The sequence below is a fragment of the Streptomyces sp. SID12488 genome (genome assembly GCF_010548275.1).
Taxonomy (GTDB): domain Bacteria; phylum Actinomycetota; class Actinomycetes; order Streptomycetales; family Streptomycetaceae; genus Streptomyces.
Genome location: NZ_JAAGLT010000056.1, coordinates 1 through 25,726 on the forward strand (window position 1 = coordinate 1; position 25,726 = coordinate 25,726).

Annotated in this window: 18 protein-coding genes; 14 read left to right on the forward strand and 4 right to left on the reverse strand. The window is 70.5% G+C overall.

Annotated features, from left to right (window positions below; all coding sequences use genetic code 11):
- The 6 genes from infB to G3I56_RS41655 all read left to right on the forward strand — a co-directional run.
- Positions 1-2,703 (forward strand): translation initiation factor IF-2 (infB, locus tag G3I56_RS41630; protein WP_164418575.1); only part of this gene is annotated, 2,703 nt, incomplete at its 5' end.
- Between the two features lie 260 nt (positions 2,704-2,963).
- Positions 2,964-3,257, forward strand: a complete 294-nt coding sequence (locus tag G3I56_RS41635; RefSeq protein ID WP_164418577.1) for a DUF503 domain-containing protein — start codon at positions 2,964-2,966, stop codon at positions 3,255-3,257.
- Positions 3,258-3,311: 54 nt separating this feature from the next.
- The gene (gene rbfA / locus G3I56_RS41640; protein ID WP_164418579.1) at positions 3,312-3,773 is read left to right on the forward strand and encodes a 30S ribosome-binding factor RbfA; all 462 of its coding nucleotides are present in this window, start codon (positions 3,312-3,314) and stop codon (positions 3,771-3,773) included.
- Complete coding sequence (gene truB, locus G3I56_RS41645; RefSeq protein WP_164418581.1) at positions 3,770-4,678, forward strand: tRNA pseudouridine(55) synthase TruB; 909 nt, start codon at positions 3,770-3,772, stop codon at positions 4,676-4,678. Before rbfA ends, truB begins: the two co-directional genes overlap by 4 nt.
- Positions 4,679-4,940: 262 nt before the next feature.
- The gene (locus G3I56_RS41650) at positions 4,941-8,597 is read left to right on the forward strand and encodes a trypsin-like peptidase domain-containing protein (RefSeq protein WP_164418583.1); all 3,657 of its coding nucleotides are present in this window, start codon (positions 4,941-4,943) and stop codon (positions 8,595-8,597) included.
- A 161-nt stretch (positions 8,598-8,758) separates the two neighbouring features.
- Positions 8,759-9,715, forward strand: a complete 957-nt coding sequence (locus tag G3I56_RS41655; protein WP_164418585.1) for a bifunctional riboflavin kinase/FAD synthetase — start codon at positions 8,759-8,761, stop codon at positions 9,713-9,715.
- An 81-nt stretch (positions 9,716-9,796) separates the two neighbouring features.
- Here the strand turns inward: G3I56_RS41655 and G3I56_RS44540 are convergent, their stop codons facing one another.
- Together G3I56_RS44540 and G3I56_RS41665 are read right to left on the reverse strand one after the other, a co-directional pair.
- Entirely contained in the window at positions 9,797-13,243 is a 3,447-nt protein-coding gene (locus tag G3I56_RS44540) for an AAA family ATPase (protein ID WP_343240216.1), read from the reverse strand.
- 1,060 nt (positions 13,244-14,303) lie between these two features.
- Positions 14,304-14,699 (reverse strand): DUF397 domain-containing protein, encoded by a 396-nt coding sequence (locus tag G3I56_RS41665; RefSeq protein ID WP_164418587.1) that lies wholly within the window; start codon positions 14,697-14,699, stop codon positions 14,304-14,306.
- Between the two features lie 309 nt (positions 14,700-15,008).
- On the opposite strand from G3I56_RS41665, the gene rpsO reads away from it, so the two are divergent.
- The 5 genes from rpsO (at position 15,009) to G3I56_RS41690 (ending at position 20,467) form a co-directional block, all read left to right on the forward strand.
- Entirely contained in the window at positions 15,009-15,296 is a 288-nt protein-coding gene (gene rpsO, locus G3I56_RS41670; RefSeq protein WP_164323936.1) for a 30S ribosomal protein S15, read from the forward strand.
- A gap of 302 nt (positions 15,297-15,598) precedes the next feature.
- Positions 15,599-17,821 (forward strand): polyribonucleotide nucleotidyltransferase, encoded by a 2,223-nt coding sequence (locus tag G3I56_RS41675; RefSeq protein ID WP_164418589.1) that lies wholly within the window; start codon positions 15,599-15,601, stop codon positions 17,819-17,821.
- On the forward strand, positions 17,818-19,197 hold the full coding sequence (locus G3I56_RS41680; RefSeq protein WP_164418590.1) for a pitrilysin family protein: 1,380 nt from the start codon (positions 17,818-17,820) through the stop codon (positions 19,195-19,197). The genes G3I56_RS41675 and G3I56_RS41680 overlap by 4 nt, the downstream gene beginning before the upstream one ends.
- A gap of 50 nt (positions 19,198-19,247) precedes the next feature.
- Positions 19,248-20,000: a 4-hydroxy-tetrahydrodipicolinate reductase gene (gene dapB / locus G3I56_RS41685; RefSeq protein WP_164418592.1), complete on the forward strand. Its 753-nt coding sequence runs from the start codon at positions 19,248-19,250 to the stop codon at positions 19,998-20,000.
- Between the two features lie 8 nt (positions 20,001-20,008).
- Positions 20,009-20,467: a hypothetical protein gene (locus G3I56_RS41690; RefSeq protein ID WP_164418594.1), complete on the forward strand. Its 459-nt coding sequence runs from the start codon at positions 20,009-20,011 to the stop codon at positions 20,465-20,467.
- 43 nt (positions 20,468-20,510) lie between these two features.
- Here the strand turns inward: G3I56_RS41690 and G3I56_RS41695 are convergent, their stop codons facing one another.
- Both G3I56_RS41695 and G3I56_RS41700 read right to left on the reverse strand, forming a co-directional pair.
- Entirely contained in the window at positions 20,511-21,068 is a 558-nt protein-coding gene (locus G3I56_RS41695; RefSeq protein ID WP_164418595.1) for a PH domain-containing protein, read from the reverse strand.
- A 127-nt stretch (positions 21,069-21,195) separates the two neighbouring features.
- Positions 21,196-21,435, reverse strand: a complete 240-nt coding sequence (locus G3I56_RS41700; protein WP_164418597.1) for a hypothetical protein — start codon at positions 21,433-21,435, stop codon at positions 21,196-21,198.
- Positions 21,436-21,613: 178 nt separating this feature from the next.
- Here G3I56_RS41700 and thyX point away from each other — a divergent pair, with 178 nt between their 5' ends.
- The 3 genes from thyX (at position 21,614) to G3I56_RS41715 (ending at position 25,286) form a co-directional block, all read left to right on the forward strand.
- On the forward strand, positions 21,614-22,354 hold the full coding sequence (gene thyX / locus G3I56_RS41705; RefSeq protein ID WP_164418599.1) for an FAD-dependent thymidylate synthase: 741 nt from the start codon (positions 21,614-21,616) through the stop codon (positions 22,352-22,354).
- Between the two features lie 217 nt (positions 22,355-22,571).
- The gene (gene dapA / locus G3I56_RS41710; protein WP_164418601.1) at positions 22,572-23,471 is read left to right on the forward strand and encodes a 4-hydroxy-tetrahydrodipicolinate synthase; all 900 of its coding nucleotides are present in this window, start codon (positions 22,572-22,574) and stop codon (positions 23,469-23,471) included.
- Between the two features lie 129 nt (positions 23,472-23,600).
- Positions 23,601-25,286: a ribonuclease J gene (locus tag G3I56_RS41715; protein ID WP_164418602.1), complete on the forward strand. Its 1,686-nt coding sequence runs from the start codon at positions 23,601-23,603 to the stop codon at positions 25,284-25,286.
- Positions 25,287-25,726: the final 440 nt, after the last annotated feature.

Genomic DNA, 25,726 nt, shown 5'->3' on the forward strand with positions numbered 1-25,726 from the left:
GTGTGCGCTTCCGATCTTTCGGGTCCCGGCCAGGACGCCCGTCCCTCGGGTCCCGGTCAGGACCGCGCGCAGGGTCCTGACCGCGGTCAGGACCGTGGCCAGGGCCGTGGTGAGCGTCCGGGCGCAGCGCGTCCGGCAGGCCAGGGCGCGCCGCGTCCCGGCGGTGCCCGTCCGGCTGGTCCGCGTCCGGGCAACAACCCCTTCACGTCCGGTGGTTCCACCGGGATGGCGCGTCCGCAGACGCCCCGTCCGGGTGGCGCCCCGCGTCCCGGCGGCCAGGGCGGCCCCGGTGCTCCCGGTGGCGCTCCGCGTCCGCAGGGCGCCGGCGGCGGCCAGGGTGCTCCCCGTCCGCAGGGTGCGGGCGGCGGTCGTCCGAGCCCGGGCGGCATGCCTCGTCCGCAGGGCGGTCCCGGTGGCGCTCCGCGTCCCGGTGGCGGCCCCGGCGGTAACCGTCCCAACCCCGGCATGATGCCGCAGCGTCCCGCTGCGGGCAGCCCGCGTCCCGGTGGTGGCCCTGGTGGCCGCGGTCCCGGTGCCGGTGGCGGTCGTCCCGGTGGTCCCGGTGCGGGCGGCGGCGGTCGTCCCGGTGGCGGCGGTGGCGGTTTCACCGGTCGTCCGGCCGGTCCCGGTGGTGGCGGTGGCGGTTTCGCCGGTCGTCCCGGTGGTCCCGGTGGCGGTGGCGGCGGTTTCGCCGGCCGTCCGGGTGGTCCCGGTGGTGGCGGTGGCGGTCGTCCCGGCTTCGGTGGCCGTCCCGGTGGTCCCGGTGCCCGTGGTGGCACGCAGGGCGCCTTCGGCCGTCCCGGTGGTCCCGCGCGTCGTGGTCGCAAGTCGAAGCGGCAGAGGCGCCAGGAGTACGAGGCCATGCAGGCCCCGTCGGTCGGCGGCGTCATGCTGCCGCGCGGCAACGGACAGTCCGTCCGCCTGTCGCGAGGCGCGTCCCTGACCGACTTCGCCGAGAAGATCGGCGCCAACCCGGCGTCGCTCGTCGGCGTGATGATGAACCTCGGCGAGATGGTCACCGCCACGCAGTCCGTCTCCGACGAGACGCTGAGGCTCCTCGCGGACGAGATGAACTTCGTCCTCGAGATCGTCAGCCCCGAGGAGGAGGACCGCGAGCTGCTCGAGTCCTTCGACATCGAGTTCGGCGAGGACGAGGGCGACGAGGAGGACCTGGTGGTCCGCCCGCCGGTCGTGACCGTCATGGGTCACGTCGACCACGGTAAGACCCGCCTCCTCGACACCATCCGCAAGACGAACGTCGTCGCGGGCGAGGCCGGTGGCATCACCCAGCACATCGGTGCCTACCAGGTCGCGACCGTCGTCAACGAAGAAGAGCGTCGCATCACCTTCATCGACACCCCGGGCCACGAGGCGTTCACCGCCATGCGTGCCCGTGGTGCCAAGTCGACCGACATCGCGATCCTCGTGGTGGCGGCCAACGACGGTGTGATGCCCCAGACGATCGAGGCGTTGAACCACGCCAAGGCGGCCGGTGTGCCGATCGTGGTCGCGGTCAACAAGATCGACGTCGAGGGCGCCGACCCGACCAAGGTGCGCGGTCAGCTCACCGAGTTCGGTCTGGTGGCCGAGGAGTACGGCGGCGACACGATGTTCGTCGACATCTCCGCCAAGCAGGGCCTCAACATCGAGGCTCTCCTGGAGGCGGTGGTCCTCACCGCGGACGCCTCGCTCGACCTGCGGGCCAACCCGGAGCAGGACGCGCAGGGTATTGCGATCGAGTCCCACCTGGACAAGGGCCGCGGCGCCGTCGCGACCGTTCTGGTCCAGCGAGGCACCCTGCGGGTCGGCGACACCATGGTGGTCGGCGACGCGTACGGCCGTGTCCGAGCGATGCTCGACGACAAGGGCGAGAACGTGGAAGAGGCGGGTCCCTCGACCCCGGTCCTCGTCCTCGGTCTCACCAACGTCCCGGGCGCCGGCGACAACTTCCTGGTCGTCGACGAGGACCGCACGGCGCGTCAGATCGCCGAGAAGCGGGCGGCGCGCGAGCGCAACGCCAACTTCGCCCGCCGGGGTGTCCGGTTCTCCCTGGAGAACCTGGACGAGGCCCTCAAGGCCGGTCTTGTGCAGGAACTCAACCTCATCATCAAGGGCGACGCGTCCGGTTCGGTGGAGGCTCTCGAGTCCTCGCTGCTCCAGCTCGACGTCGGCGAAGAGGTCGACATCCGCGTCCTGCACCGCGGTGTGGGTGCCGTCACCGAGTCGGACATCGACCTGGCGACCGGCTCCGACGCCATCGTCATCGGCTTCAACGTCCGCGCTGCGGGCCGCGCGGCACAGATGGCGGAGCGCGAAGGCGTGGACGTCCGGTACTACTCGGTGATCTACCAGGCCATCGAGGAGATCGAGGCAGCCCTCAAGGGCATGCTCAAGCCGGAGTTCGAAGAGGTCGAGCTCGGTACGGCGGAGATCCGCGAGGTCTTCCGCTCGTCCAAGCTGGGCAACATCGCCGGTGTGCTGGTTCGCTCCGGCGAGGTCAAGCGCAACACCAAGGCGCGGTTGCTGCGTGATGGCAAGGTCATCGCGGAGAGCCTCAACATCTCCGGTCTGCGTCGCTTCAAGGACGACGTCACCGAGATCCGCGAAGGCTTCGAGGGCGGTATCAACCTCGGAAACTTCAACGACATCAAGGTCGACGACGTCATCGCGACGTACGAGATGCGGGAGAAGCCGCGCGGCTGAGCCGAGCGTGTGTGACCAGGCTGGCCGGCGGGGAGATCTCCCCGCCGGCCAGCCTGGCCGTCTGCCGGGGGTATTTCAGCCCCTCCGGCGTTTGAGGAGCGGGGTCCGGGGCGGCGCCCCAGAAAGACGGGACGGGTGAGGCGGGGGCGAGAACAATCCCTTCGAGCCATCGCCCGGTTCCCTGTACCGTTCCTGATGTCCCCGCCCACACCGTCGGCGGGGCCGTCTATCCCGCACCGGCGGGTCATCCGGATACACACATGTACGTGGGGACTCTGTCCTTCGACCTCCTGCTCGGCGACGTACGCTCGCTGAAGGAGAAGCGCTCCGTCGTCCGCCCGATCGTCGCCGAGCTCCAGCGCAAGTACGCGGTGAGCGCGGCCGAGGTCGAACACCTGGACCTGCACCGCAGAGCCGGCATCGGTCTGGCGGTGGTGGCCGGGGAGGTGGGGCACATCACCGATGTGCTGGACCAGTGCGAGCGACTGGTCGCCGGTCGCCCCGAGGTGGAACTGCTGTCCGTACGACGGCGCCTCCACGGCGACGACGACTAGTGCCAGACGAACGACCTGCAAGAACGCAGAACAGAAAGAACGGGAGACGGACCAGTGGCCGACAACGCGCGGGCGAAGAGGTTGGCTGACCTCATCCGAGAGGTGGTGGCCAAGAAGCTGCAGCGTGGGATCAAGGACCCGCGGCTCGGCACCCACGTCACCATCACGGACACCCGGGTCACCGGGGACCTCCGGGAGGCGACCGTCTTCTACACGGTCTACGGGGACGACGAGGACCGGGCAGCCGCTGCCGCCGGCCTGGAGAGCGCCAAGGGCGTTCTGCGCTCCGCCGTCGGCCAGGCCGCGGGTGTGAAGTTCACGCCGACCCTGACCTTCATCGCGGACGCGCTCCCGGACACCTCCAAGAAGATCGAGGACCTCCTCGACAAGGCTCGGGCCTCCGACGAGCAGGTTCGCCAGGCGTCCGCGGGCGCAGCCTTCGCCGGTGACGCGGACCCGTACAAGAAGCCGGACGACGAGGACGACACCGCAGGGACGGACGACACCGCCGAATGACGCAGAAGAAGACCACGACGCCCGACGGGCTTGTCATTGTCGACAAGCCGTCGGGCTTCACTTCGCACGACGTGGTCGCCAAGATGCGCGGGATCGCCAAGACCCGCCGCGTCGGACACGCCGGCACCCTCGACCCCATGGCCACGGGCGTGCTCGTCCTCGGGGTGGAGCGGGCGACCAAGCTCCTCGGCCACCTCGCGCTGACCGAGAAGGAGTACCTGGGCACCGTCCGCCTCGGACAGAACACCCTCACAGACGACGCCGAGGGGGACATCATCTCCTCCACCGACGCCTCCGGGATCACCCGTGAGGCCGTCGACGCCGGCGTCGCCAAGCTGACCGGCCGCATCATGCAGGTGCCGTCCAAGGTCAGCGCCATCAAGATCAACGGCGTGCGCTCCTACAAACGGGCCCGTGAGGGCGAGGAGTTCGAGATCCCGGCCCGCCCGGTGACCGTCTCCTCCTTCGCGGTGTACGACGTCCGGGAAGCGGTCGCGGCCGACGGCACCCCCGTACTCGACCTGGTCGTGTCGGTGGTGTGCTCCTCCGGTACGTACATCCGTGCGTTGGCCCGCGACCTGGGCGCCGACCTCGGGGTCGGCGGTCACCTCACCGCGCTGCGCCGGACGCGGGTCGGCCCGTACAAGCTGGACGGGGCCCGGACGCTCGACCAGCTGCAGCAGGAGCTGACGGTGATGCCGGTCGCCGAGGCGGCCGTCGCCGCGTTCCCGCGCTGGGACGTGGACGAGCGGCGGGCGCGGCTGCTGACGAACGGCGTACGGCTGGAGATGCCCGAGCAGTACACGGGTGTGGGCGCCGTGGCCGTTTTCGATCCCGCCGGGCAGTTCCTCGCCCTGGTGGAGGAGGAGAAGGGCAAGGCGAAGAGCCTCGCCGTCTTCGTCTGAGGCGCCGATGAAGTCCGGGCCGTGGAGCGGCGATCACGGGGACACGTTCCCGCCGCTCCACGGTTCCCCCTCGGTTCCCCCACCCAGAGGTGTATCCATCCCCCGCCCTTCATTCACCCGTCCGGGCAGGCGCTCGGAGTGAACCGAGGGGGCGGAAGGGGGCGCGTTCGTCGCAAGCCCTGTCCGGCTGATCATCGAATGCCTACCGTCGTCAGTAGACGCGTGCGTACGTAGGCTCGCGTGTTCGGCGGGGAGGTCGACGATGGCGGGACGGGGCCCGCGCGCCGGGGGCGGCCGTCGGCCGTCGACCGGTGCGGGTGAGACACGGGACGGCGAAGGCGCCCGCGAGGCTGCCGACGAGTCGCTCGTGAAGGTGTGCGACCTGGCCGGACGCCCTCGCGGTACGGGTTTCGTGGCCGACCACCACGGCACGCTGATCACCAGCCACGAGGCGGTCGACGGTCTGGCCCGGCTGGTCCTGCACGGCGTAGCCGACCGTACGTGCGTGGTGTCCACGGCGGATGCCGTGACCCCCCTTCCGGCCCTCGGCCTGGCCCTCGTGCGCACCGAAGGTCTGGGCGCGGACCCACTCCCCGTCTCCGTCCGGGACCGCGTCGCGACCGGAACGTATGTACGGATCGCGGCGGGCGGCTGGCGTGAGGCGCGGGTGCTCGGCACGACCGACGTCACGTACACGGCCACGGACCGTTTCCATCTCCTCCCCGACGCCCTTGAGCTGGCGATCGGCACAGCGGGCAGCGACGCGCTGCGACCGGGCGGCGGCGCGGCCGGGGGACCGGTGCTCGACCGTACGACGGGAGCGGTGCTGGGGGTACTGGGCACCGCCCTGCTGCCGCGGCCCGCAGGCGAGTCGGCGGAGCCGGCCGGGCACCGCGCGGCCGGGTTCGCGCTCCCGCTGCGCGACCGGCAGGGGGTCGAGCCCGGCCCTCTCGCCGACCTCCTCGCCCGCAACGCGGCGACGGTGCCCGCGTACGGCGACGACCTCAATCTCGCGGGAGTCCTGGAGCTGACGGCCACCTCGGTGGGCTCGGACGGACCGCCGGGCGCGCTGGCGGGCTTCGTGGGCCACACCTCGGGCGGCCTGGAGGCGAGCGCGGTCGAGCCGGTCGAAAGGGCTGAACTGGCAAGGGAGTTGAAGGCGTTCACCACTGCACGTGAGACCCCGGCCGCACGAGAGACCCCGGCCGTCGTCCTCGGCCTGGTCGGCGCCCCGGGCAGCGGCCGTACGACGGAACTCGCGGCCCTCGCGGCCCGCCGCCAGCGGGACCTGGAACCGGCCCCCACCCTGTGGCTGCGCGGCGCCGACCTGCGCGACGAGGACACCTCGGTGGCGGACGCGGCCCGCCGCGCGCTGGACCGGGCAGCCCGGATCGTCGCCGCGTCGGGCACATACGGCGCCGACCTGGGCGACATCACTCCGGAACGCCTGTCCCGGCTGGCCCACGACAGCGGTCGCGCTCTCCTGCTCCTCCTCGACGGCCCCGAGGAAATGCCGCCACTCCTCGCCCACCGAGCCCTCAAATGGACGAGGGCGACGGAGGAGTGGCTCCAGGGATCAAACGCCCGCCTGGTGATGGCCTGCCGCCCGGAGTACTGGGAACAGACGGGCAGCCCATCTCCAGCCCGCAGTGGGGGTCCCCCCTCCGGGGGAGGGACGGGTGAGGGCGCCGGGGGCGAGAAACCCAAGCGCCCGCCACACCCCCCGCACCACCTTCACCTCACCGACCTCACCGAAGCCGAAGCCCACCAGGCCCGGACCCGCTACGCCATCCCCCCGACCGCCCTCACCCCCGAAGACGCCCGCCACCCCCTCACGCTCCGCCTTCTCTCCGAGGTCCGCGCAGCTCTCCCCGCCCTCCCCGACACCCCCACCACCCCCCGCCTCGACCGTCACGATGTCTTCACCGCCCATCTCGACCTGATGTGCCTCCGCATCGCCGTCCGCCTCGCCGCCGAGAACAGCCTGCGCGGCACCCCGGTTCGCCGCCTCGCCGCCAAGGTCGCCGGCCAGATCCACGAGGCCGCCCGCCGCAGCCTGGGCCCCGGACAGGGCGAGCTGGACCGCGCGTCCTTCGAGTCCGTGTTCCCTTGGGGCCCCGCACCGGCGCGCCTGGGCGGCGGCACGGGCTGGGCCTCCGCCGTCCTCACCGAGGGCCTCCTCGTCCCCGCCGGCACCGGCTACCGCTTCGCCCACGAGGAACTCGCCGACTGGATCCAGGGCATGCACCTGGACCTCGACGAGGCGCTGCACGCTCTTGTCCACCGGCGCCGCCCGGAGAACGGCAAGGACACGGCCCCCGTCCCTGTCCCCGTACCGCACCACCGCATCGGCCCGGTGGTCCAGTCGCTGCTGCTCCTCGCCCGACACCACGGAGCCCCCGAACTGGCGCACCGCCTCCGGGAGTTGGTGCAGGCCCTCGATCCCGGGCCCACCCTCCGCGCCTCGACCTCCACCTGGTGGGCGACCCATCTCCTCACCGAAGTGCTCCGCCACGTCCACGACGCGACCCCGTACACCCACGTCCTGCGTCTCCTCGCCGACCACCTCGTGGCCCGCCGCCGACAGAGCCGGACGGTGCCGCCGGAGCTGGGCCCCTCCTTCTGGACCGCGCTGCGCCTCCCCGAGGCCGCCCGCTTCGATCTGCTCCGCCGACTCGTCGTCGGCGACGAACCCCCTGCCATGTCCGACCAGCCCCGCTACCTGGATGCGGTGGCCCAGCTGCTCGCGGCCGACCCCACCGCCGTACAACCGCTGCTCGCCCGCTGGTTCGAGGACGACCGTCCGCTGCCGGCGACGCCGGACGCGACCGTGGCGACCGCCGCTCAGGCGCTGCTCCACACCCACCGCCACCGGGCCCTGGACGACCTGATCGAAGTGCTCGTCGACAGCGCGCACCGGCGTGGGGACGAACTCCTCGCCGTCCTCGCCGAGGAGGAGCCGTCCGCCGTCTGCCGGGCCGTGGACCGGTGGGCGCACGACCAGCGGCCGGCCCGACGGGTCGCCGCGGCGGCGTACGGACCGCGCGCCGCACCCCATGTGCGCACGGAGGCAGACCGTGACCTCCTGCGCTACGCGGCCCTCGCCCTGCTCGCCCGCCCCGCCGACTGCACCCTGCACGGCGGTGCGCTCGCGCTCCTCGTCCGGGATCCACGCACCCGCGCCCGCCATCTCCCGCAGGCGCTGCGGCACTTCACGGCCGGTGACCCGCAGCTGTCGCCGAGCGCGCTGGTCGCCGCTCTGGCGACCCACCCGGAGCCGGTCCTCGACGCGTTCCGGGCCAGGCTGCTCGGGCCGGAGGCGGGTGATGCCCTGCGCACCCTCGCCGACGTCACGACCCCGGCCCTGGCCCGCCGGGTCGCCACTCTCGTACGGGAAGTGGTGGAGCGGCACCCGGAGACCGCCGGGCACCTTGCCGCCTACGTCGACCGGCGCCTGGACCACGGCCCCACCGCCCGGCCCGTACTCCTCCCGCTGATGACCGGCCTCCTCGACGGCGGCCAGGCATCGGTGCGCGCGGCCCTCGCGACCGTGCTGGCCGCGCCCGGGGCCCCTGCCTCCCACGCCCTCCGCCACGAACTCCTCGAAGCCCTCCTGGCCCGGGAACACGACCCCACCGTCCTGGACGCGCTGCTCCGCGCCACCGCTGAGGGTGCGACCCGCCACGGAGAGGCGCGCACCCGGGGCCTCGTGCACCGCTGCGGGCTGCTCCTCGTACGTACTCCGGACGGTGCGACGCGTTTCGACTGTGTCCTGGTCGAGTTGGCCAGGCGGGTGCCCGGATTCGCGATGCTGGTGGCGGGCTGGCTGACCGGCACTCCAGGAGAGTGGGCCGTCGTGGTCGGCCCCAGTACCCGCCGCATGATCGAGAACCTGGCGGGGGTACGGGTCCCCGCATAGGCCACGTTCCGAGGCGGTGGCCGACAATCGGTCACGTGCGCCCCGTCACAGCCTCCATGCCGATGCGAGCGGTGCGCGCTCGGCATGGCACCCTTAGACCTGCGTAAGAAGGCCTGCGTAAGAGGCAGACACGGACACGGGTTCGACGAGGAGCGGTCACAGTGCAGCGCTGGCGTGGCTTGGAGGACATCCCCGAGGACTGGGGACGCAGCGTGGTCACCATCGGCTCCTACGACGGAGTCCACCGCGGACACCAGCTGATCGTCCGGCACGCCGTGGAGCGCGCCCGCGAGCTGGGCGTGCCCTCGGTCGTCGTCACGTTCGACCCGCACCCCAGCGAGGTCCTGCGCCCAGGCAGCCACCCGCCGCTGCTGGCCCCGCACCATCGCCGCGCCGAACTGATGGCCGAGCTGGGTGTCGACGCCGTCCTCATCCTCCCGTTCACCAAGGAGTTCTCGAAGCTCTCCCCGGCCGACTTCGTGGTCAAGGTCCTGGTCGACAAGCTGCACGCCCGGGCGGTCGTCGAGGGCCCGAACTTCCGTTTCGGCCACAAGGCGGCCGGCAACGTGGGGTTCCTGGCCGAACTCGGCCGCACCTACGACTTCGACGTCGAGGTCGTCGACCTGTATGTGTCGGGAGAGGCGGGTGGCGGCGAGCCGTTCTCGTCCACGCTGACGCGTCGGCTGGTCGGCGAGGGTGATGTCGGGGGCGCCGGCGAGATCCTCGGCCGTCCGCACCGTGTGGAGGGCGTTGTGGTCCGAGGCGCCCAGCGCGGCCGTGAAATGGGCTTCCCCACCGCCAACGTCGAGACGTTGCCCCACACCGCGATCCCGGCCGACGGTGTCTACGCCGGCTGGCTGCACGCGGACGGCGAGGTGATGCCGGCCGCGATCTCCGTCGGCACGAACCCGCAGTTCGACGGCACGGAACGGACGGTGGAGGCGTACGCCATCGACCGTGTGGGCCTCGATCTGTACGGCCTGCATGTCGCCGTCGACTTCCTGGCGTTCGTGCGCGGCCAGGCCAAGTTCGACTCGCTGGACACGCTGCTCGTACAGATCGCCGAGGACGTGAAGAAGTGCCGCGAGCTGATCGCGGCGGCGGAAAGCGCCGAGTAGGTAGTCGGTAGTGGTTCGCAGGTGCGAGAGAAGGCGGCCGGTGCCCTCGGGCACCGGCCGCCTTCTCTTACTCACCCCTGCTTACTGCTGCTGCGGGTAACCGGGCTGAGGGGGCTGCTGCTGCGGCGGCTGGTAGGGCTGCCCCGGTTGCGGCGGATAGACGTACGGCGGCTGCTGCGGGTACGGCTGGCCGGGCTGGGGCTGGGGCTGGGGCTGGGGCGGCGGCGGGTACTGCCCCGGCTGACCGGGCTGCGGAGCCTGCGGGCCATGCCCCGGAGCGGGGGGCGGGGGCGGGTACGGCTGTCCCTGGGCCGGCTGTCCCGGAATCTGCTGCGGGTGTCCCGGCATCGGCGGGGCCGCGACCGGGGGCGGGTTGCCGTCCGAGGTCCACAGCCCGTGCATCTGCTGGTGGCGAACGAAGTCCTCGGCGATCATGGCGGCGAGGTTGAAGTAGGCCTCGCGCACCTTGGGCCGCATCATGTCGAGGTCGACCTCGGCACCGGCGGCGAGGTGCTCGTCGAAGGGCACGGTGATGACGCCCCGGCAACGCGTCTCGAAGTGGGAGACGATGTCCTCCACCTTGATCATCTTGCCGGTCTCGCGCACCCCCGAGATGACGGTGAGGGACCGCGAGACCAGATCCGCGTACCCGTGCGCGGACAGCCAGTCCAGCGTCGTACTGGCGCTGCTGGCACCGTCCACGGACGGCGTCGAGATGATGATCAGCTGATCGGCGAGGTCGAGTACGCCGCGCATGGCGCTGTAGAGCAGTCCGGTACCGGAGTCGGTCAGGATGATCGGGTACTGCCTGCCCAGTACGTCGATCGCGCGCCGGTAGTCCTCGTCGTTGAAGGCCGTGGAGACGGCCGGGTCGACGTCGTTGGCGATGATCTCCAGCCCGGACGACGCCTGGGACGTGAACCGCCGGATGTCCATGTACGAGTTGAGGTACGGGATCGCCTGGACGAGGTCACGGATGGTGGCCCCGGTCTCGCGCCGCACGCGGCGGCCGAGCGTGCCGGCGTCCGGGTTGGCGTCGATGGCGAGGATCTTGTCCTGCCGTTCGGTGGCGAGGGTCGAGCCGAGCGCGGTGGTCGTGGTCGTCTTGCCGACACCGCCCTTGAGACTGATGACGGCGATGCGATAGCAGGACAGCACCGGCGTACGGATCAGCTCGAGCTTGCGCTGCCGCTCGGCCTCCTCCTTCTTCCCACCGATCCTGAACCGGGAGGACCCGGCTGTGGGGCGGCCGCTCTTCGCCTTCTGCTTCTTGTTGTTGAGCAGCCGGTCGGAGGACAGCTCGACAGCCGCGGTGTAACCGAGCGGCGCGGCACCGGGGTTGGTCATCTGCCGCTGGTCGTGCTGTATCGGCTGCGGCCAGGCGGCCCCGGTACGCGGATCCACGGGCGGCTGCGGCGCGCCGGGATGCCCGGGCTGTGGCTCCGGCCGGCCGTACACCGGTTGCGGAGGCGACGGGGGAACGGCACCCGGTACCTGCCCCGGCGCGTACGGGGGCGTCTGAGGACCGGCGTGCGGGTGGGGCGCTTCGGGCTGCTGCGGCACCTGAGGCTGCGGCGGCGTCTCCTGCGCGGGCGCCTGCGGGAAGGGGAACCCGTACCCACCGGGCGCCCCGACCGGCCCCCCGGGTACAGCAGGCTGCCCAGGGTGCGGGAAGCCGTACCCGGGCTGCGGGGGCGCGGGAGGGCCCGCCGGGGGCGGGAAGCCGTACCCGTCCTGGGGGTTGGGCGCAGGGGGCCCACTGGGCGCGGGTGCGGCGTTGGCGGCGGGGCCCGGGGGAGTGGGGGCACCCGGGGTGGCGGGAGCCGCGGGTCGACCGGCGGGCTGGGGGAAGCCGTAGGCGCCTTGGGGGTCGGGGGCGGCCGGGGCCGGCACGGGGGTGCCGGGGGCCGGGAAGCCGTACCCGGCTCGAGCGTCGGGGCCCGCCGGGTTCGGGGCGGGTGCTTGCGGCTGGGGCAGGTTGTAACCGCTCTGCGGGTGGGGAGCCGTGGGCACCGGGCCTGCGGCGTCGGTGGACCCCCCGGGTGCGACAGGCTGCCCGGGGTACGGGAAGCCGTATCCGGCGGGGGGAGCGTCTGGCGCGGGCGTAGGGGTGCTCGGGGCCGCAGCCGGGACGCCAGGGTGCGGGAACCCGTACCCGCCTTGGGCGTTGGAGCCCGCTGGGTTGGGGGCGGGTGCGCCGGGCTGGGGGAGGCTGTAGCCGTCCTGGGTGTGGGGAGGCGTGGGTCCCGGGCCCGCAGTGTCGGCCGGCGCCGCCGGGTGCGGGAAGCCGTACCCGACGGGGGAGGGGTACGGGGTGCCCGGAGCTGGGACCGGGGCCGGGGTGCCGGGAGTCGGGAACCCGTACCCGCCTTGGGCGTTGGAGCCCGCTGGGCCCGGGGCAGGTGTGCCGGGTTGGGGGAAGCCGTAGCCGTCCGGAGCGTTCGGGGCCGGGGCGCCCGGGGTCGGAAAGCCGCCGTCACCCTGGGAGTTGGGGCCCGGCGGGTTCGGAGCAGGCGCGCTCGGCGCAGGGAAGCCTTGGCCACCCTGGGCGTTCGGGGCCGGAGGCCGGTCGTTCGGGGGCGGGAAGCCGTACCCGTCCTGGGCGTTGGGGCCCGTGGAGGCGGCCGGCGCTGCCTGCGGCGGGAATCCGTAGCCGGCGGGCGGCGCACCCGGTGCCTGTCGGGGAGTTGTCCAGGCCGCGGGTGTGGGCTGCGGAGCCTGCGGCTGGAACGGGGGCTGCACAGACGGTACGGGCGGCTGGTGGCCCGGCACCGCGGGCGCCTGAGGCCGGCCCGGTACCGATGCGGCCTGTGGCTGAACAGGCGCGGCGTCCGGCTGCGCCGGTGGCTGAGATTGCGGCTGCGCGGGCCACTGTCCCGCCGGAGCGGGAGCGCCCGACGGCTGGAACGACGGAGGCAGCGGCGGCAGCCCGCCCTGAGACGTCGACGAGGGGGCCCACGAGGGCGGCACGGTCCCGGGCGCGCCCTCCGGCAGCGGGGGCAGGTTGAGCGGTGCCCTGGGCACCGAGTCCTGCTGGGGCGCGACCGGCGCGGAGCCCTGTACGTCGTCGACCGCATCCGGCACCGGCTCCGCTTCCGCGGGCTCGGCCGCAGCCTGCGGCTCCGCCTCCTCGGGCTCGGCGTCGGCGATCTCGGCAGCCACGGGCTCGGCGGCCACCGGCTCCGCGGCTACAGGTCCCTCGGCCTCCACGTCGACCGGCGTCGCGTCGAGGGGCTCGGCGTCCTGGGCGTCGGTGTGCGTGTGCTCGTCCGTGTGCTCGACATCCTGGGGCGGTACGGCGTTGTCGGTGGAGTCCTGCTCCTGGGGCTCGGCCTCCGGGAGTGAGGGCACGGCGCCGCTCATCTCTTCGGCGACCTCGCCCTCGGATCCCGCCCCGTCCGCGACGACCTCATCCACGTCATCCATGTCATCCACGGACTTCGGGACGGTCACCGCAGCGGCGACAGCCTCGCCCTCGACAGCCGAGCCGAGGGAGCCCTCACCGGACTCGCCGCCGTCAGCCGCCACCACAGGCTCCTGCCGCGCAGCCGCAGGGGTGATCCGCATCGTCGAGCCGCTCTCCAGGTCACCGTCCTGAGGAGTCCACTGACTTTGGAATCCGCCCGCGGGAAGGCTGGGGACAGCCGTAGGGCTCGCGGGACCGCCGACAGGCGCCCCGGCCGGAGGCGCCGCGGGCTGGAACCCACTGCCCGTCGGCAACTGAGGCACGGCCACAGGACTGGCGGGAGCAAGAACAGGAGGAGCGGGAGGAACAGGAGGAGCGAGAGGAATGATCGGCGCGGGCGCAGGCGTAGAACCGGGGACGGAACCGTCCACACCGGCGGCACCCGAACCAGCGCCCGTATCCGAACCCTCATCCGCGTCCGTACCCGCGTCATCGGACGACTCGGCGTCCGATTCGGCACCGGTCTCGTCCTCCGACGCCCCCGACCCCCCCGACGCGTTCTGCGTGTACCAGGCAGGCGTCGCGTAATCGATGGTGAACTCGCCCGTCATCTCGCTGGCGGACTCCGCGTCGGACTGGTCATCGCCGGGTGTGGCCCAGCCCCCGCGGTTCCCGTCCCGATCGCCGTTCACAATTCCTCCTGGTGTGGTCGAGCACCCTCTTGCCGTGCTGGGCGACCATTTCTCGTCTGTATTCGTCTCGTCCGAAGCCGGCATTCCCGTGGGTGTGCCCACGTCGTCCGGCGTCGGGCGGTGGAGGTCGTCCGATCTGCCCGGCTTTCCCCCCGGTACGCCGGCGCCCGGTCCACGGGTTCCGGCGTCGCGCCGGTCCCAGCCTAATCACCACGACCCCTGCCCCGGCAGGCCCGTCCACCCCCCAGTGACCGTCCATTACGTCACAGCCTGACCGGAACCGATCCCATCCGCGCTCGAATCGCCCTCTCTGGCAAGAGAGTTGACAGGATCGCTACGACATCTGTCCCACCGGCGCCATAACCTCACATGCATAGTAGGCGGCCCCTCTGACAACCCACTTCTCGGAAAAGCGCAAGAAAAGTGGGGCGGGACCGGCGCACTGCACCGGTCCCGCCCCTCGATCCATCACCCAGGACGACTGAGCGAACTACTCCACGTCCCCGCCCGAATCCGTACTCGCACCCGAACCTGCACCCGAATCCGAGTCCGAAGGCCCGGCCTCGGCCGCCGCGAGCCCGCCGTTGAGCTCCGTCGGCTCCAGATCGAACTCCCCGTCGCGCGCCCCGAGCACGAACGCCGTCCACTCCGCCTCCGTGTAACGGAGGACGGTGTCATGGTCCAGGGACGACCGCATGGCCACCGCGCCCTCGGGCAGGTAGGCGATCTCGACCCGCTCCTCGTGCTCCTCCGTACCGGGGGCGCTGTGCCACTCGACGCCCGAGATGTCGAGGGAGTACAGCTCGTCCCGCTCTCGCTCCTTGCGCGCCTTGACGTCCTCGTCCTGCGCGGCCGTGGTGTCCTGAGCGCCCTGTACCTCCGCCATGGCGAAGCGACCCCTTCCCGACGTACGTCATACGACTACTGCGAGTGTTGCAGTACGTAACCAAGATCTACGATCTACGTTCTCACCCTAGTGGCCGAGCCCTCGCCGTCCGGACTGTTTGCACACCGCGGCGAGGCGGCCCGCTGCCTGCTGCTATCCTGGGCGACGGCCGTTTGTGTACGCACCCCTGGAGTCAGCGACTCCGGAGGCCGCGCCCAGCGGATTCCCGCCTCCCGAGTTACAGAAGCTCCCCTGAGAATTCGACCAGGGGCACTCGGCGGCTACCACCAAAGATTACGAGGAGTACGCGTGCCGCTCGACGCCGCAGTCAAGAAGCAGCTCATCACCGAGTTCGGTGCCAAGGAGGGCGACACCGGCTCCCCCGAGGTCCAGGTCGCGATGCTCTCGCGCCGTATCTCGGACCTGACCGAGCACCTCAAGACGCACAAGCACGACCACCACTCCCGTCGTGGTCTGCTGATCCTCGTCGGTCAGCGTCGCCGCCTTCTCCAGTACCTGGCCAAGAAGGACATCCAGCGCTTCCGTGCGCTGGTCGACCGCCTCGGCATCCGCCGCGGTGCGGCGGGCGCCAAGTAAGACGCCGTGGAGGGAGCGGTTCCCACTTTGAGGGGGCCGCTCCCTTTGCTGTACGTGCGGAGTGTCACCACCTCTTTGTAGTGTGGTAGCACAACGCAATACGCAGGACACGAACGCAGGACACGAACGAGGAGAAGCGCACCTCGCCGCCGCCGGTCCTCGGTAGTGGCCCCCGGGACTGAACCCCGGGTGCTTCGATCGAAGACCGGCCCGCACTCAGAAGGCGCGCTTCTCCGAACCCACGTCCCTCTGCCACACGGGCAGGACGGGACAAAAGACGAAAAGTATCGGAGAAAACGCTAGTGGAGAACGAGACCCACTACGCCGAGGCCGTCATTGACAACGGTTCCTTCGGCACCCGCACCATCCGCTTCGAGACGGGCCGCCTGGCCAGGCAGGCCGCCGGCTCCGCCGTGGCGTACCTGGACGACGACACCATGGTGCTGTCGGCCACCACCGCCTCCAAGAAGCCCAAGGACCAGCTCGACTTCTTCCCCCTCACGGTGGACGTCGAGGAGCGCCAGTACGCGGCCGGGAAGATCCCCGGTTCCTTCTTCCGTCGTGAGGGCCGGCCCTCCGAGGACGCGATCCTCACCTGCCGCCTGATCGACCGCCCGCTGCGCCCGTCCTTCAAGAAGGGCCTGCGCAACGAGATCCAGGTTGTCGCCACGATCATGGCGCTCAACCCCGACCACCTGTACGACGTCGTGGCGATCAACGCCGCCTCCGCGTCCACGCAGCTGGCCGGTCTGCCCTTCTCCGGCCCGATCGGCGGCGTCCGCGTCGCGCTGATCAACGGCCAGTGGGTCGCGTTCCCGACGCACACCGAGCTCGAGGACGCCGTCTTCGACATGGTCGTCGCCGGTCGCGTCCTCGATGACGGCGACGTCGCGATCATGATGGTCGAGGCCGAGGCCACCGAGAAGACCATCGCGCTGATCGCGGGCGGCGCCGAGGCGCCGACCGAGGAGGTCGTCGCCGCCGGTCTGGACGCCGCGAAGCCCTTCATCAAGGTGCTCGTCAAGGCCCAGGCCGACCTCGCCGCCAAGGCCGCCAAGCCCACCGGCGAGTTCCCCATCTTCCTTGAGTACCAGGACGACGTCCTGGAGGCGCTCACCGCCGCCGTCAAGGACGAGCTCTCCCAGGCGCTCACCATCGCGGGCAAGCAGGACCGCGAGGCCGAGCTGGACCGCGTCAAGGGTCTCGCCGCCGAGAAGCTGATCCCGCAGTTCGAGGGCCGCGAGAAGGAGATCAGCGCGGCCTACCGCTCGCTGACCAAGGCCCTGGTCCGTGAGCGCGTCATCAAGGACAAGGTCCGCATCGACGGCCGCGGCGTCACGGACATCCGTACGCTCGCCGCCGAGGTCGAGGCCATCCCGCGCGTGCACGGCTCGGCGCTGTTCGAGCGTGGCGAGACCCAGATCCTGGGCGTCACCACCCTCAACATGCTCCGTATGGAGCAGCAGCTCGACACCCTTTCCCCGGTGACGCGCAAGCGCTACATGCACAACTACAACTTCCCGCCGTACTCCGTCGGCGAGACCGGCCGCGTCGGCTCCCCGAAGCGCCGCGAGATCGGCCACGGCGCGCTCGCCGAGCGCGCGATCGTGCCGGTCCTGCCGTCGCGCGAGGACTTCCCGTACGCGATCCGTCAGGTGTCCGAGGCCCTCGGCTCCAACGGCTCGACGTCCATGGGCTCCGTCTGCGCCTCGACCATGTCGCTGCTGAACGCCGGTGTGCCGCTCAAGGCCCCCGTCGCCGGTATCGCCATGGGGCTGATCTCCCAGGAGATCAAGGGCGAGACGCACTACGTCGCCCTCACCGACATCCTCGGTGCGGAGGACGCCTTCGGCGACATGGACTTCAAGGTCGCCGGCACCAAGGAGTTCGTCACCGCTCTCCAGCTGGACACCAAGCTGGACGGTATCCCGGCCTCCGTCCTGGCCGCCGCTCTCAAGCAGGCCCGTGACGCCCGCCTCCACATCCTCGACGTGATGATGGAAGCGATCGACACGCCCGACGAGATGTCCCCCAACGCCCCGCGGATCATCACCGTCAAGATCCCCGTGGACAAGATCGGTGAGGTCATCGGCCCCAAGGGCAAGATGATCAACCAGATCCAGGAGGACACCGGCGCCGAGATCACGATCGAGGACGACGGCACCATCTACATCGGTGCCCAGATCGGTTCGCAGGCCGAGGCGGCCCGCGCCACGATCAACGCGATCGCCAACCCGACCATGCCGGAGGTCGGCGAGCGCTACCTGGGTACGGTCGTCAAGACCACCACCTTCGGCGCGTTCGTGTCGCTGCTGCCGGGCAAGGACGGTCTGCTGCACATCTCGCAGATCCGCAAGCTCGCCGGCGGCAAGCGCGTGGAGAACGTCGAGGACGTGGTGGCCGTCGGCTCCAAGGTCCAGGTCGAGATCGCCGAGATCGACTCCCGCGGCAAGCTGTCGCTCATCCCGGTCATCGAGGGTGAAGAGAACGCCGAGGACGACAAGAAGGACGACGACGACAAGTGACGTCGACCAGCTCCACGGCAACGGCCCGCACCTCTTCGGAGGCGCGGGCCGTTGCCCGTACGCAAACCCTGATCAAGGGCACCAACGGCATCGGCACGGTCCGTAAGACCACCCTCCCGGGCGGCCTGCGCATCGTCACCGAAACCCTGCCGTCGGTCCGCTCCGCGACCTTCGGCATCTGGGCCCACGTCGGCTCCCGCGACGAGACGCCGACCCTGAACGGCGCCACGCACTACCTGGAGCACCTGCTCTTCAAGGGCACCACGCGCAGGTCGGCGCTGGACATCTCCTCCGTGATCGACGCGGTCGGCGGCGAGATGAACGCGTTCACGGCGAAGGAGTACACGTGCTACTACGCGCGCGTGCTCGACACCGACCTGCCGCTCGCCATCGACGTCGTCTGCGACATGCTCACGGGCTCCCTGATCCTCGAAGAGGACGTCAACGTCGAGCGCGGCGCCATCCTCGAAGAGATCGCCATGACGGAGGACGACCCGGGCGACTGTGTGCACGACCTGTTCGCGCACACCATGCTCGGCGACACCCCCCTCGGCCGCCCGGTCCTCGGCACGGTCGACACGGTCAACGCCCTCACCGCGGACCGCATCCGCCGCTTCTACAAGAAGCACTACGACCCGACCCACCTCGTCGTAGCGGCGGCCGGGAACGTCGACCACAACAAGGTCGTACGCCAGGTCCGCGCGGCCTTCGAGAAGGCGGGCGCCCTCAAGCGGGCCGATGCCACGCCGATCGCCCCGCGCGACGGCAGTCGCAGCATCAAGGTGGCCGGCCGCGTCGAACTGCTCGGGCGCAAGACCGAACAGGCCCATGTCGTGCTCGGCATGCCGGGCCTGGCCCGCACGGACGAACGCCGCTGGGCACTGGGCGTGCTCAACACGGCCCTCGGCGGCGGTATGTCGTCCCGCCTGTTCCAGGAGGTCCGGGAGAAGCGGGGCCTCGCGTACAGCGTGTACTCGTACACGTCCGGCTTCGCCGACTGCGGCCTCTTCGGGGTGTACGCGGGCTGCCGGCCCTCGCAGGTCCACGACGTGCTGAAGATCTGCCGCGACGAACTCGACCACGTCGCCGAGCACGGCCTCTCCGACGAGGAGATCGGCCGCGCCATCGGCCAGCTGCGCGGTTCGACGGTCCTCGGGCTGGAGGACACGGGCGCGCTGATGAACCGTATCGGCAAGAGCGAACTGTGCTGGGGCGACCAGATGTCCGTCGACGACATGCTGGCCCGGATCGCCGAGGTCACCCCGGACGCGGTCCGCGAGGTCGCCCACGAGATCCTGGGACAGCGCCCGTCGCTGGCGGTCATCGGTCCGCTCAAGGACAAGCAGGCGGCGCGTCTGCACGAGGCCGTCGCCTGACAGCCGTATCCGCTCCACACCCGCTATCCGTCCGGTAAGGAAGCAAGAACATGAGCAAGCTGCGCGTGGCGGTCCTCGGTGCGAACGGCCGTATCGGGGCCGAGGCGGTACGGGCGGTCGAGGCCGCCGAGGACATGGAACTGGTCGCCGCCCTCGGCCGGGGCGACAAGCTGGAGACGCTCGTCGACGCCGGTGCCCAGGTCGCGGTCGAGCTGACCACCCCCGCCTCGGTGATGGGCAACCTCGACTTCTGCGTGCGCCACGGCATCCACGCGGTCGTCGGCACCACCGGCTGGACCGACGAACGCCTCGCGCAGCTCACCGGCTGGCTGGCCCAGTTCCCGGAGACGGGCGTGCTCATCGCGCCCAACTTCTCCATCGGGGCCGTACTGACCATGAGGTTCGCGCAGATCGCGGCGCCCTACTTCGAGTCGGCCGAGGTCATCGAGCTGCACCACCCGAACAAGGTGGACGCGCCCAGCGGTACCGCGGCGCGTACGGCGCAGCTGATCGCCGCGGCCCGCGCCAAGGCGGGCTCGGCTCCGGCACCGGACGCCACGGTGACGGCGCTGGACGGCGCCCGGGGCGCGGACGTCGACGGGGTGCCCGTGCACTCCGTACGTCTGCGCGGCCTCCTGGCGCACCAGGAGGTCCTGCTGGGCGGCGAGGGCGAGACGCTGACCGTCCGCCACGACTCGCTCCACCACAGCAGCTTCATGCCGGGCATCCTGCTCGGCGCGCGCCGCGTCGTGGACACCCCGGGCCTCACCTTCGGCCTGGAACACTTCCTCGACCTCGGCTGAGGGACGTCATGCGCGCGAAACTCTCCTACGCCCTCACGGCCGCCGTCCTGGTCTTCTACTTCGTCCTGGTCGGCAGCCGGGGGATCATGCTCATACAGACCGGCACGCTCCTGACCGTCACCTTCGGCGTGGCGGTCCTGATCCTGCCGGGCATCGGCGTGTGGTTCCTCTGGAAGAACACGCAGTTCGTCCGCGACGCCAACCGCCTCGCCACCCAACTCGAAGCCGAGGGCGGCCTGCCCGTCGACGAGTTGCGGCGCACCCCGAGCGGCCGGGTCGAGCGTGACTCGGCCGACGAGGTCTTCGCCAGGCGCAAGGCCGAGACGGAGTCGGCCCCCGACGACTGGCGCAACTGGTTCCGCCTCGCCGTCGCCTACCACGACGCCCGCGACACGCCCCGCGCCCGCAAGGCGATGCAACGCGCGATCGCCCTGCACGCCGGCAAGTCACCGGCCCGGACGGCCTGAACATCCACCGCGCGGTGGATGTTCAGGCCGTCCGGGCCCGCGCCTAACCCCGCCCGAACTCCGCGGCCCACGCCTCGACGCTGTCCGCGGCTCGGTCGAACGCCGCCGTACGGCCCAGGAAGTCGGCGTTGTGCGTCGTCAACAGCGTTGCCTGATCGTCCGCGGCCCGATCCCGCCGTACGAGGAGGAGTGCCTCCCCCTGCACTGTGCGCGGCAGACCGAGCCAGCGCACCGGACGCTGGACCGTCCGTACGGCGACGACCTTCTCCCAGCGCGTCGTCCGCGTACCGAGGAAGCCCACCCGGCGCAGTCCGCGCGCACTCACCCACACGCCGGTGCGCAGCAGTCGCATCGCCACGGCGATGACGGCCAGCGCGACGCCGAGACACACCGCGCCGCCGGACAACTCGCCGGTGGCCGCGATGATGACCGCCGCGAACAGCACGTACGAGGCGAGCAACAGGAGGAGGGCCGCCGCACCCACCCGCCAGGGGCCGGGCCGGTAGGGCCGCCGCCAACGGTCACGTTCGTCGAACGGCAGCGTGTGACCGGCCGCGGCCTCCTCGGAGGTGCGGTCGGCCGTCAGAAAGGGCAGGGGCACGGCTGGTCCTCACTCAGTTCCATGCGCGGGCTGTGCCCGGTGAGGTTATACAGCCGGCTGCCCGGTCACCAGCCTTGGGTGCCCGAGAGGGGCAGGTCCACGCCATTCGGCCGCAGTCCGACGGCCCTCAACGGCTGTCGGCCGCCTCGGACTGCTGCTTGTGCCCGGCCGACTGATCGACCGACAGCGCGGGCATCCCGAGGACCAGGGAGCCCACGAGCCCGGCGACGACGGTGAGCCCCAGGAGCCAACGCCCGGCTATCTCACCGGCGGACGCGCGCTCACGGGGCGGGGGAGCGACGTTGCTGCGGAACTTGTCGGCTTCGGCGATGAAGGCGAACGGAATGGGCTCGCGCCGACGGAACATGGAAGTGCTTCTCCTTGGGGATCGAATGAATCGCTGTTGCTTGTACAGACGAGCGAAGGCCCCAAGTGGTGCCCGGTTTCACCGATTTAATTAACTCTGGGACGACGGTGAACGTCCCGTTTGGTGGGTCGTTAGAGTGGCGTCGCCAAGTGCCCAGATGGGAAGGACCCTCCAGACCGTGAGCCCCACCCCCGACGACGAGTTCAAGATCGACCTGCGCAGCGAGGTGACCGTCGAACTGGTCAAACACAGCGCGGCCGACTCCGACGTACTGTTCGCGGCCCGTGTGTCGACCGTCGGGGAGCAGTCCCTGGACGAGCTGGGCAAGGACCCGGAGCGCTCGACGGGCCTGATCAACTACCTCATGCGAGACCGGCACGGCAGCCCGTTCGAGCACAACTCCATGACGTTCTTCATCAGCGCCCCGATCTTCGTCTTCCGTGAGTTCATGCGACACCGAGTGGGATGGTCGTACAACGAGGAGTCCGGGCGGTACCGGGAGTTGCAGCCCGTGTTCTACGTGCCGGACACGTCGCGCAAACTCGTCCAGAAGGGCCGACCGGGCAAGTACGTGTTCGTCGAGGGCACCCCGGAGCAGCACGAACTCGTGGAACGCACCATGGAGGACTCGTACCGCCAGGCGTACCAGGCCTACCAGCAGATGCTGGCGCAGGGCGTCGCCCGAGAGGTGGCCCGCGCGGTCCTCCCGGTCGGCCTGTTCTCGTCGATGTACGCCACCTGCAACGCGCGCTCCCTGATGCACTTCCTCGGCCTGCGCACGCAGCACGAGCTGGCGAAGGTGCCGTCGTTCCCGCAGCGGGAGATCGAGATGGTCGGCGAGAGGATGGAGGCGGAGTGGGCGAGTCTCATGCCGCTGACCCACGCGGCCTTCAACGCCAACGGCAGGGTGGCGCCGTAAGGCACACGCACGCATGTTTCGCCACCGGGCACAGATGTGCGGATCGGCCTCGCGAAGTGTCCGTATTGCGGTATTTCGAGAGGTTCATCTAGCCTGATCAAACGGACCCGGCACTGCTTGAACCCCCGAGCAGGCAGTGCCGGGTTCCATCTTTGTCATGACTTTTCCCGCACCCCTAGGGCAGACCGCGCCCTGAGCACCGAGTAGCGTGGTACCCATGGCTCCGACCTCCACTCCGCAGACCCCCTTCGGGCGGGTCCTCACCGCCATGGTCACGCCGTTCACGGCGGACGGCGCGCTCGACCTCGACGGCGCACAGCGGCTCGCCACCCACCTGGTGGACGCAGGCAATGACGGCCTGGTCGTCAACGGCACCACCGGCGAGTCGCCGACCACCAGCGACGCGGAGAAATCGGACCTCGTACGAGCCGTACTGGAGGCGGTCGGCGATCGGGCCCACATCATCGCGGGCGTCGGCACCAACGACACCCACCACAGTGTGGAACTGGCCCGCGCGGCGGAGAAGACCGGCGCCCACGGCCTCCTGACGGTGACGCCGTACTACAACAAGCCCCCGCAGGAGGGCCTGTACCGGCACTTCGCGGCCATCGCCGACGCCACCGAACTCCCGGTCATGCTGTACGACATCCCCGGCCGCAGCGGCGTCCCGATCAGCACCGAGACGATCGTCCGGCTCGCCGAGCACCCCCGGATCGTCGCCAACAAGGACGCCAAGGGCGACCTCGGCCGGGCCAGCTGGGCCATCGCCCGCTCCGGCCTCGCCTGGTACTCCGGCGACGACATGCTGAACCTGCCGCTGCTCTCCGTGGGCGCGGTCGGCTTCGTCTCGGTCGTCGGCCATGTCGTCACGCCCGAGCTGCGCACCCTCGTCGAGGCGTACGTCTCCGGTGAGGTCCAGAAGGCCATTGAGATCCACCAGAAGCTGCTCCCGGTCTTCACGGGCATGTTCCGTACCCAGGGCGTCATGACCACCAAGGCCGCGCTCACCCTCCAGGGCCTGCCCGCCGGACCGCTGCGCGCTCCGATGGTCGAGCTGTCGGCCGACGAGATCGCCCAGCTCAAGATCGATCTTGCCGCCGGCGGGGTACAGCTCTGACACCAGACTTCACAACTGAATACGCGGGACATCTGTGTCCGCAGTCCACATCCGACAACTGCTTTTGCACGAACGTCATGCGCGCCACGTGCCTTGCGGGTACGTGGCGCGTGTGGTGAGGAGAGTCTTTTGAGTCATCCGCATCCTGAACTCGGCGCCCCGCCGAAGCTCCCGGAGGGCGGCCTGCGGGTCACCCCGCTGGGCGGCCTCGGTGAGATCGGCCGCAACATGACCGTCTTCGAGTACGGCGGTCGCCTGCTGATCGTCGACTGCGGCGTGCTCTTCCCCGAGGAGGAGCAGCCCGGAATCGACCTGATCCTGCCGGACTTCACGTCCATCAGGGACCGCCTCGACGACATCGAGGGCATCGTCCTCACGCACGGCCACGAGGACCACATCGGTGCCGTCCCCTACCTCCTGCGGGAGAAGCCGGACATCCCGCTGATCGGCTCCAAGCTGACCCTCGCCTTCATCGAGGCGAAGCTCCAGGAGCACCGCATCCGTCCGTACACCCTTGAGGTGACGGAGGGGAACCGCGAGCGCATCGGCGCCTTCGACTGCGAGTTCATCGCGGTCAACCACTCCATTCCGGACGCCCTCGCGGTCGCCATCCGTACCCCCGCGGGCATGGTGGTCCACACGGGCGACTTCAAGATGGACCAGCTCCCGCTGGACGGCCGCCTCACGGACCTGCACGCTTTCGCGCGGCTGAGCGAAGAGGGCATCGACCTCCTCCTCTCCGACTCGACGAACGCGGAGGTCCCGGGCTTCGTTCCGCCCGAGCGCGACATCTCCAACGTGCTGCGTCAGGTCTTTGCGGGCGCCGGCAAGCGGGTCATCGTGGCGAGCTTCGCCAGCCACATCCACCGCATCCAGCAGATTCTGGACGCGGCCCACGAGTACGGCCGCAGGGTCGCCTTCGTCGGCCGCTCGATGGTTCGCAACATGGGCATCGCCAGGGACCTGGGCTATCTGAAGGTCCCGCCGGGCCTGGTGGTGGACGTCAAGACGCTGGACGACCTCCCGGACCACCAGGTCGTACTGGTGTGTACGGGCTCCCAGGGCGAACCGATGGCCGCGCTGTCCCGCATGGCCAACAGGGACCACCAGATCCGCATCGTCCAGGGCGACACGGTGATCCTGGCCTCGTCCCTGATCCCCGGCAACGAGAACTCGGTGTACCGAGTGATCAACGGCCTGACCCGCTGGGGTGCGAAGGTCGTCCACAAGGGCAACGCCAAGGTGCACGTCTCCGGCCATGCCTCGGCCGGCGAACTCCTGTACTTCTACAACATCTGCAAGCCGCGCAACCTGATGCCGGTGCACGGTGAATGGCGCCATCTGCGGGCCAACGCCGAGCTGGGCGCCATGACGGGCGTCCCGCACGACCGGATCGTCATCGCCGAGGACGGCGTGGTCGTCGACCTCGTTGAGGGCAAGGCGAAGATCTCGGGCAAGGTCCAGGCCGGGTACGTGTACGTCGACGGACTCTCGGTCGGGGATGTCGGCGAACCCACCCTGAAGGACCGCAGGATCCTCGGCGACGAGGGCATCATCTCGGTCTTCGTGGTGATGGACTCGTCCACGGGCAAGATCACGGGCGGGCCGCACATCCAGGCCAGAGGCTCGGGCATCGACGACTCCGCCTTCACCGACGTCGTCCCGAGGATCGCCGAGGTACTGGAGCGGTCGGCCCAGGACGGGGTGGTGGAGCCCCACCAGATGCAGCAGCTCATCCGTCGCACCCTGGGCAAATGGGTGTCGGACACCTACCGCCGCCGCCCGATGATCCTCCCGGTCGTCGTCGAGGTCTGACGGCCACAGAGGGTGCCTGAGCTGCCCCTCGTCCACGTGAACCTGGAGCGGGGCTCCTCGATTTGCATCGAGGAGCCCCGCTCCAGTAGGTTTACGGCTCCGCCAGCAAGGGAAACCCGCGCCACTGTGTGTCAGGGACCAGCCCGAGCAGGACGGAAATTCCGACTCAGAACTTCTGATAAAGTCGGAGTCGCCGGAAAGGGAAACGCGAAAGCGGAAACCTGGAAAGCGCCGAGGAAATCGGATACGGAAACGGTCTGATAGAGTCGGTAACGCAAGACCGAAGGGAAACTGCCCGGAGGAAAGCCCGAGAGGGTGAGTACGAAGGAAGCGTCCGTTCCTTGAGAACTCAACAGCGTGCCAAAAATCAACGCCAAGTTTGTTGATACCCCGGCTCACAGGCTTTGTCTGTGGGTTGAGGTTCCTTTGAAGTAGTAAAC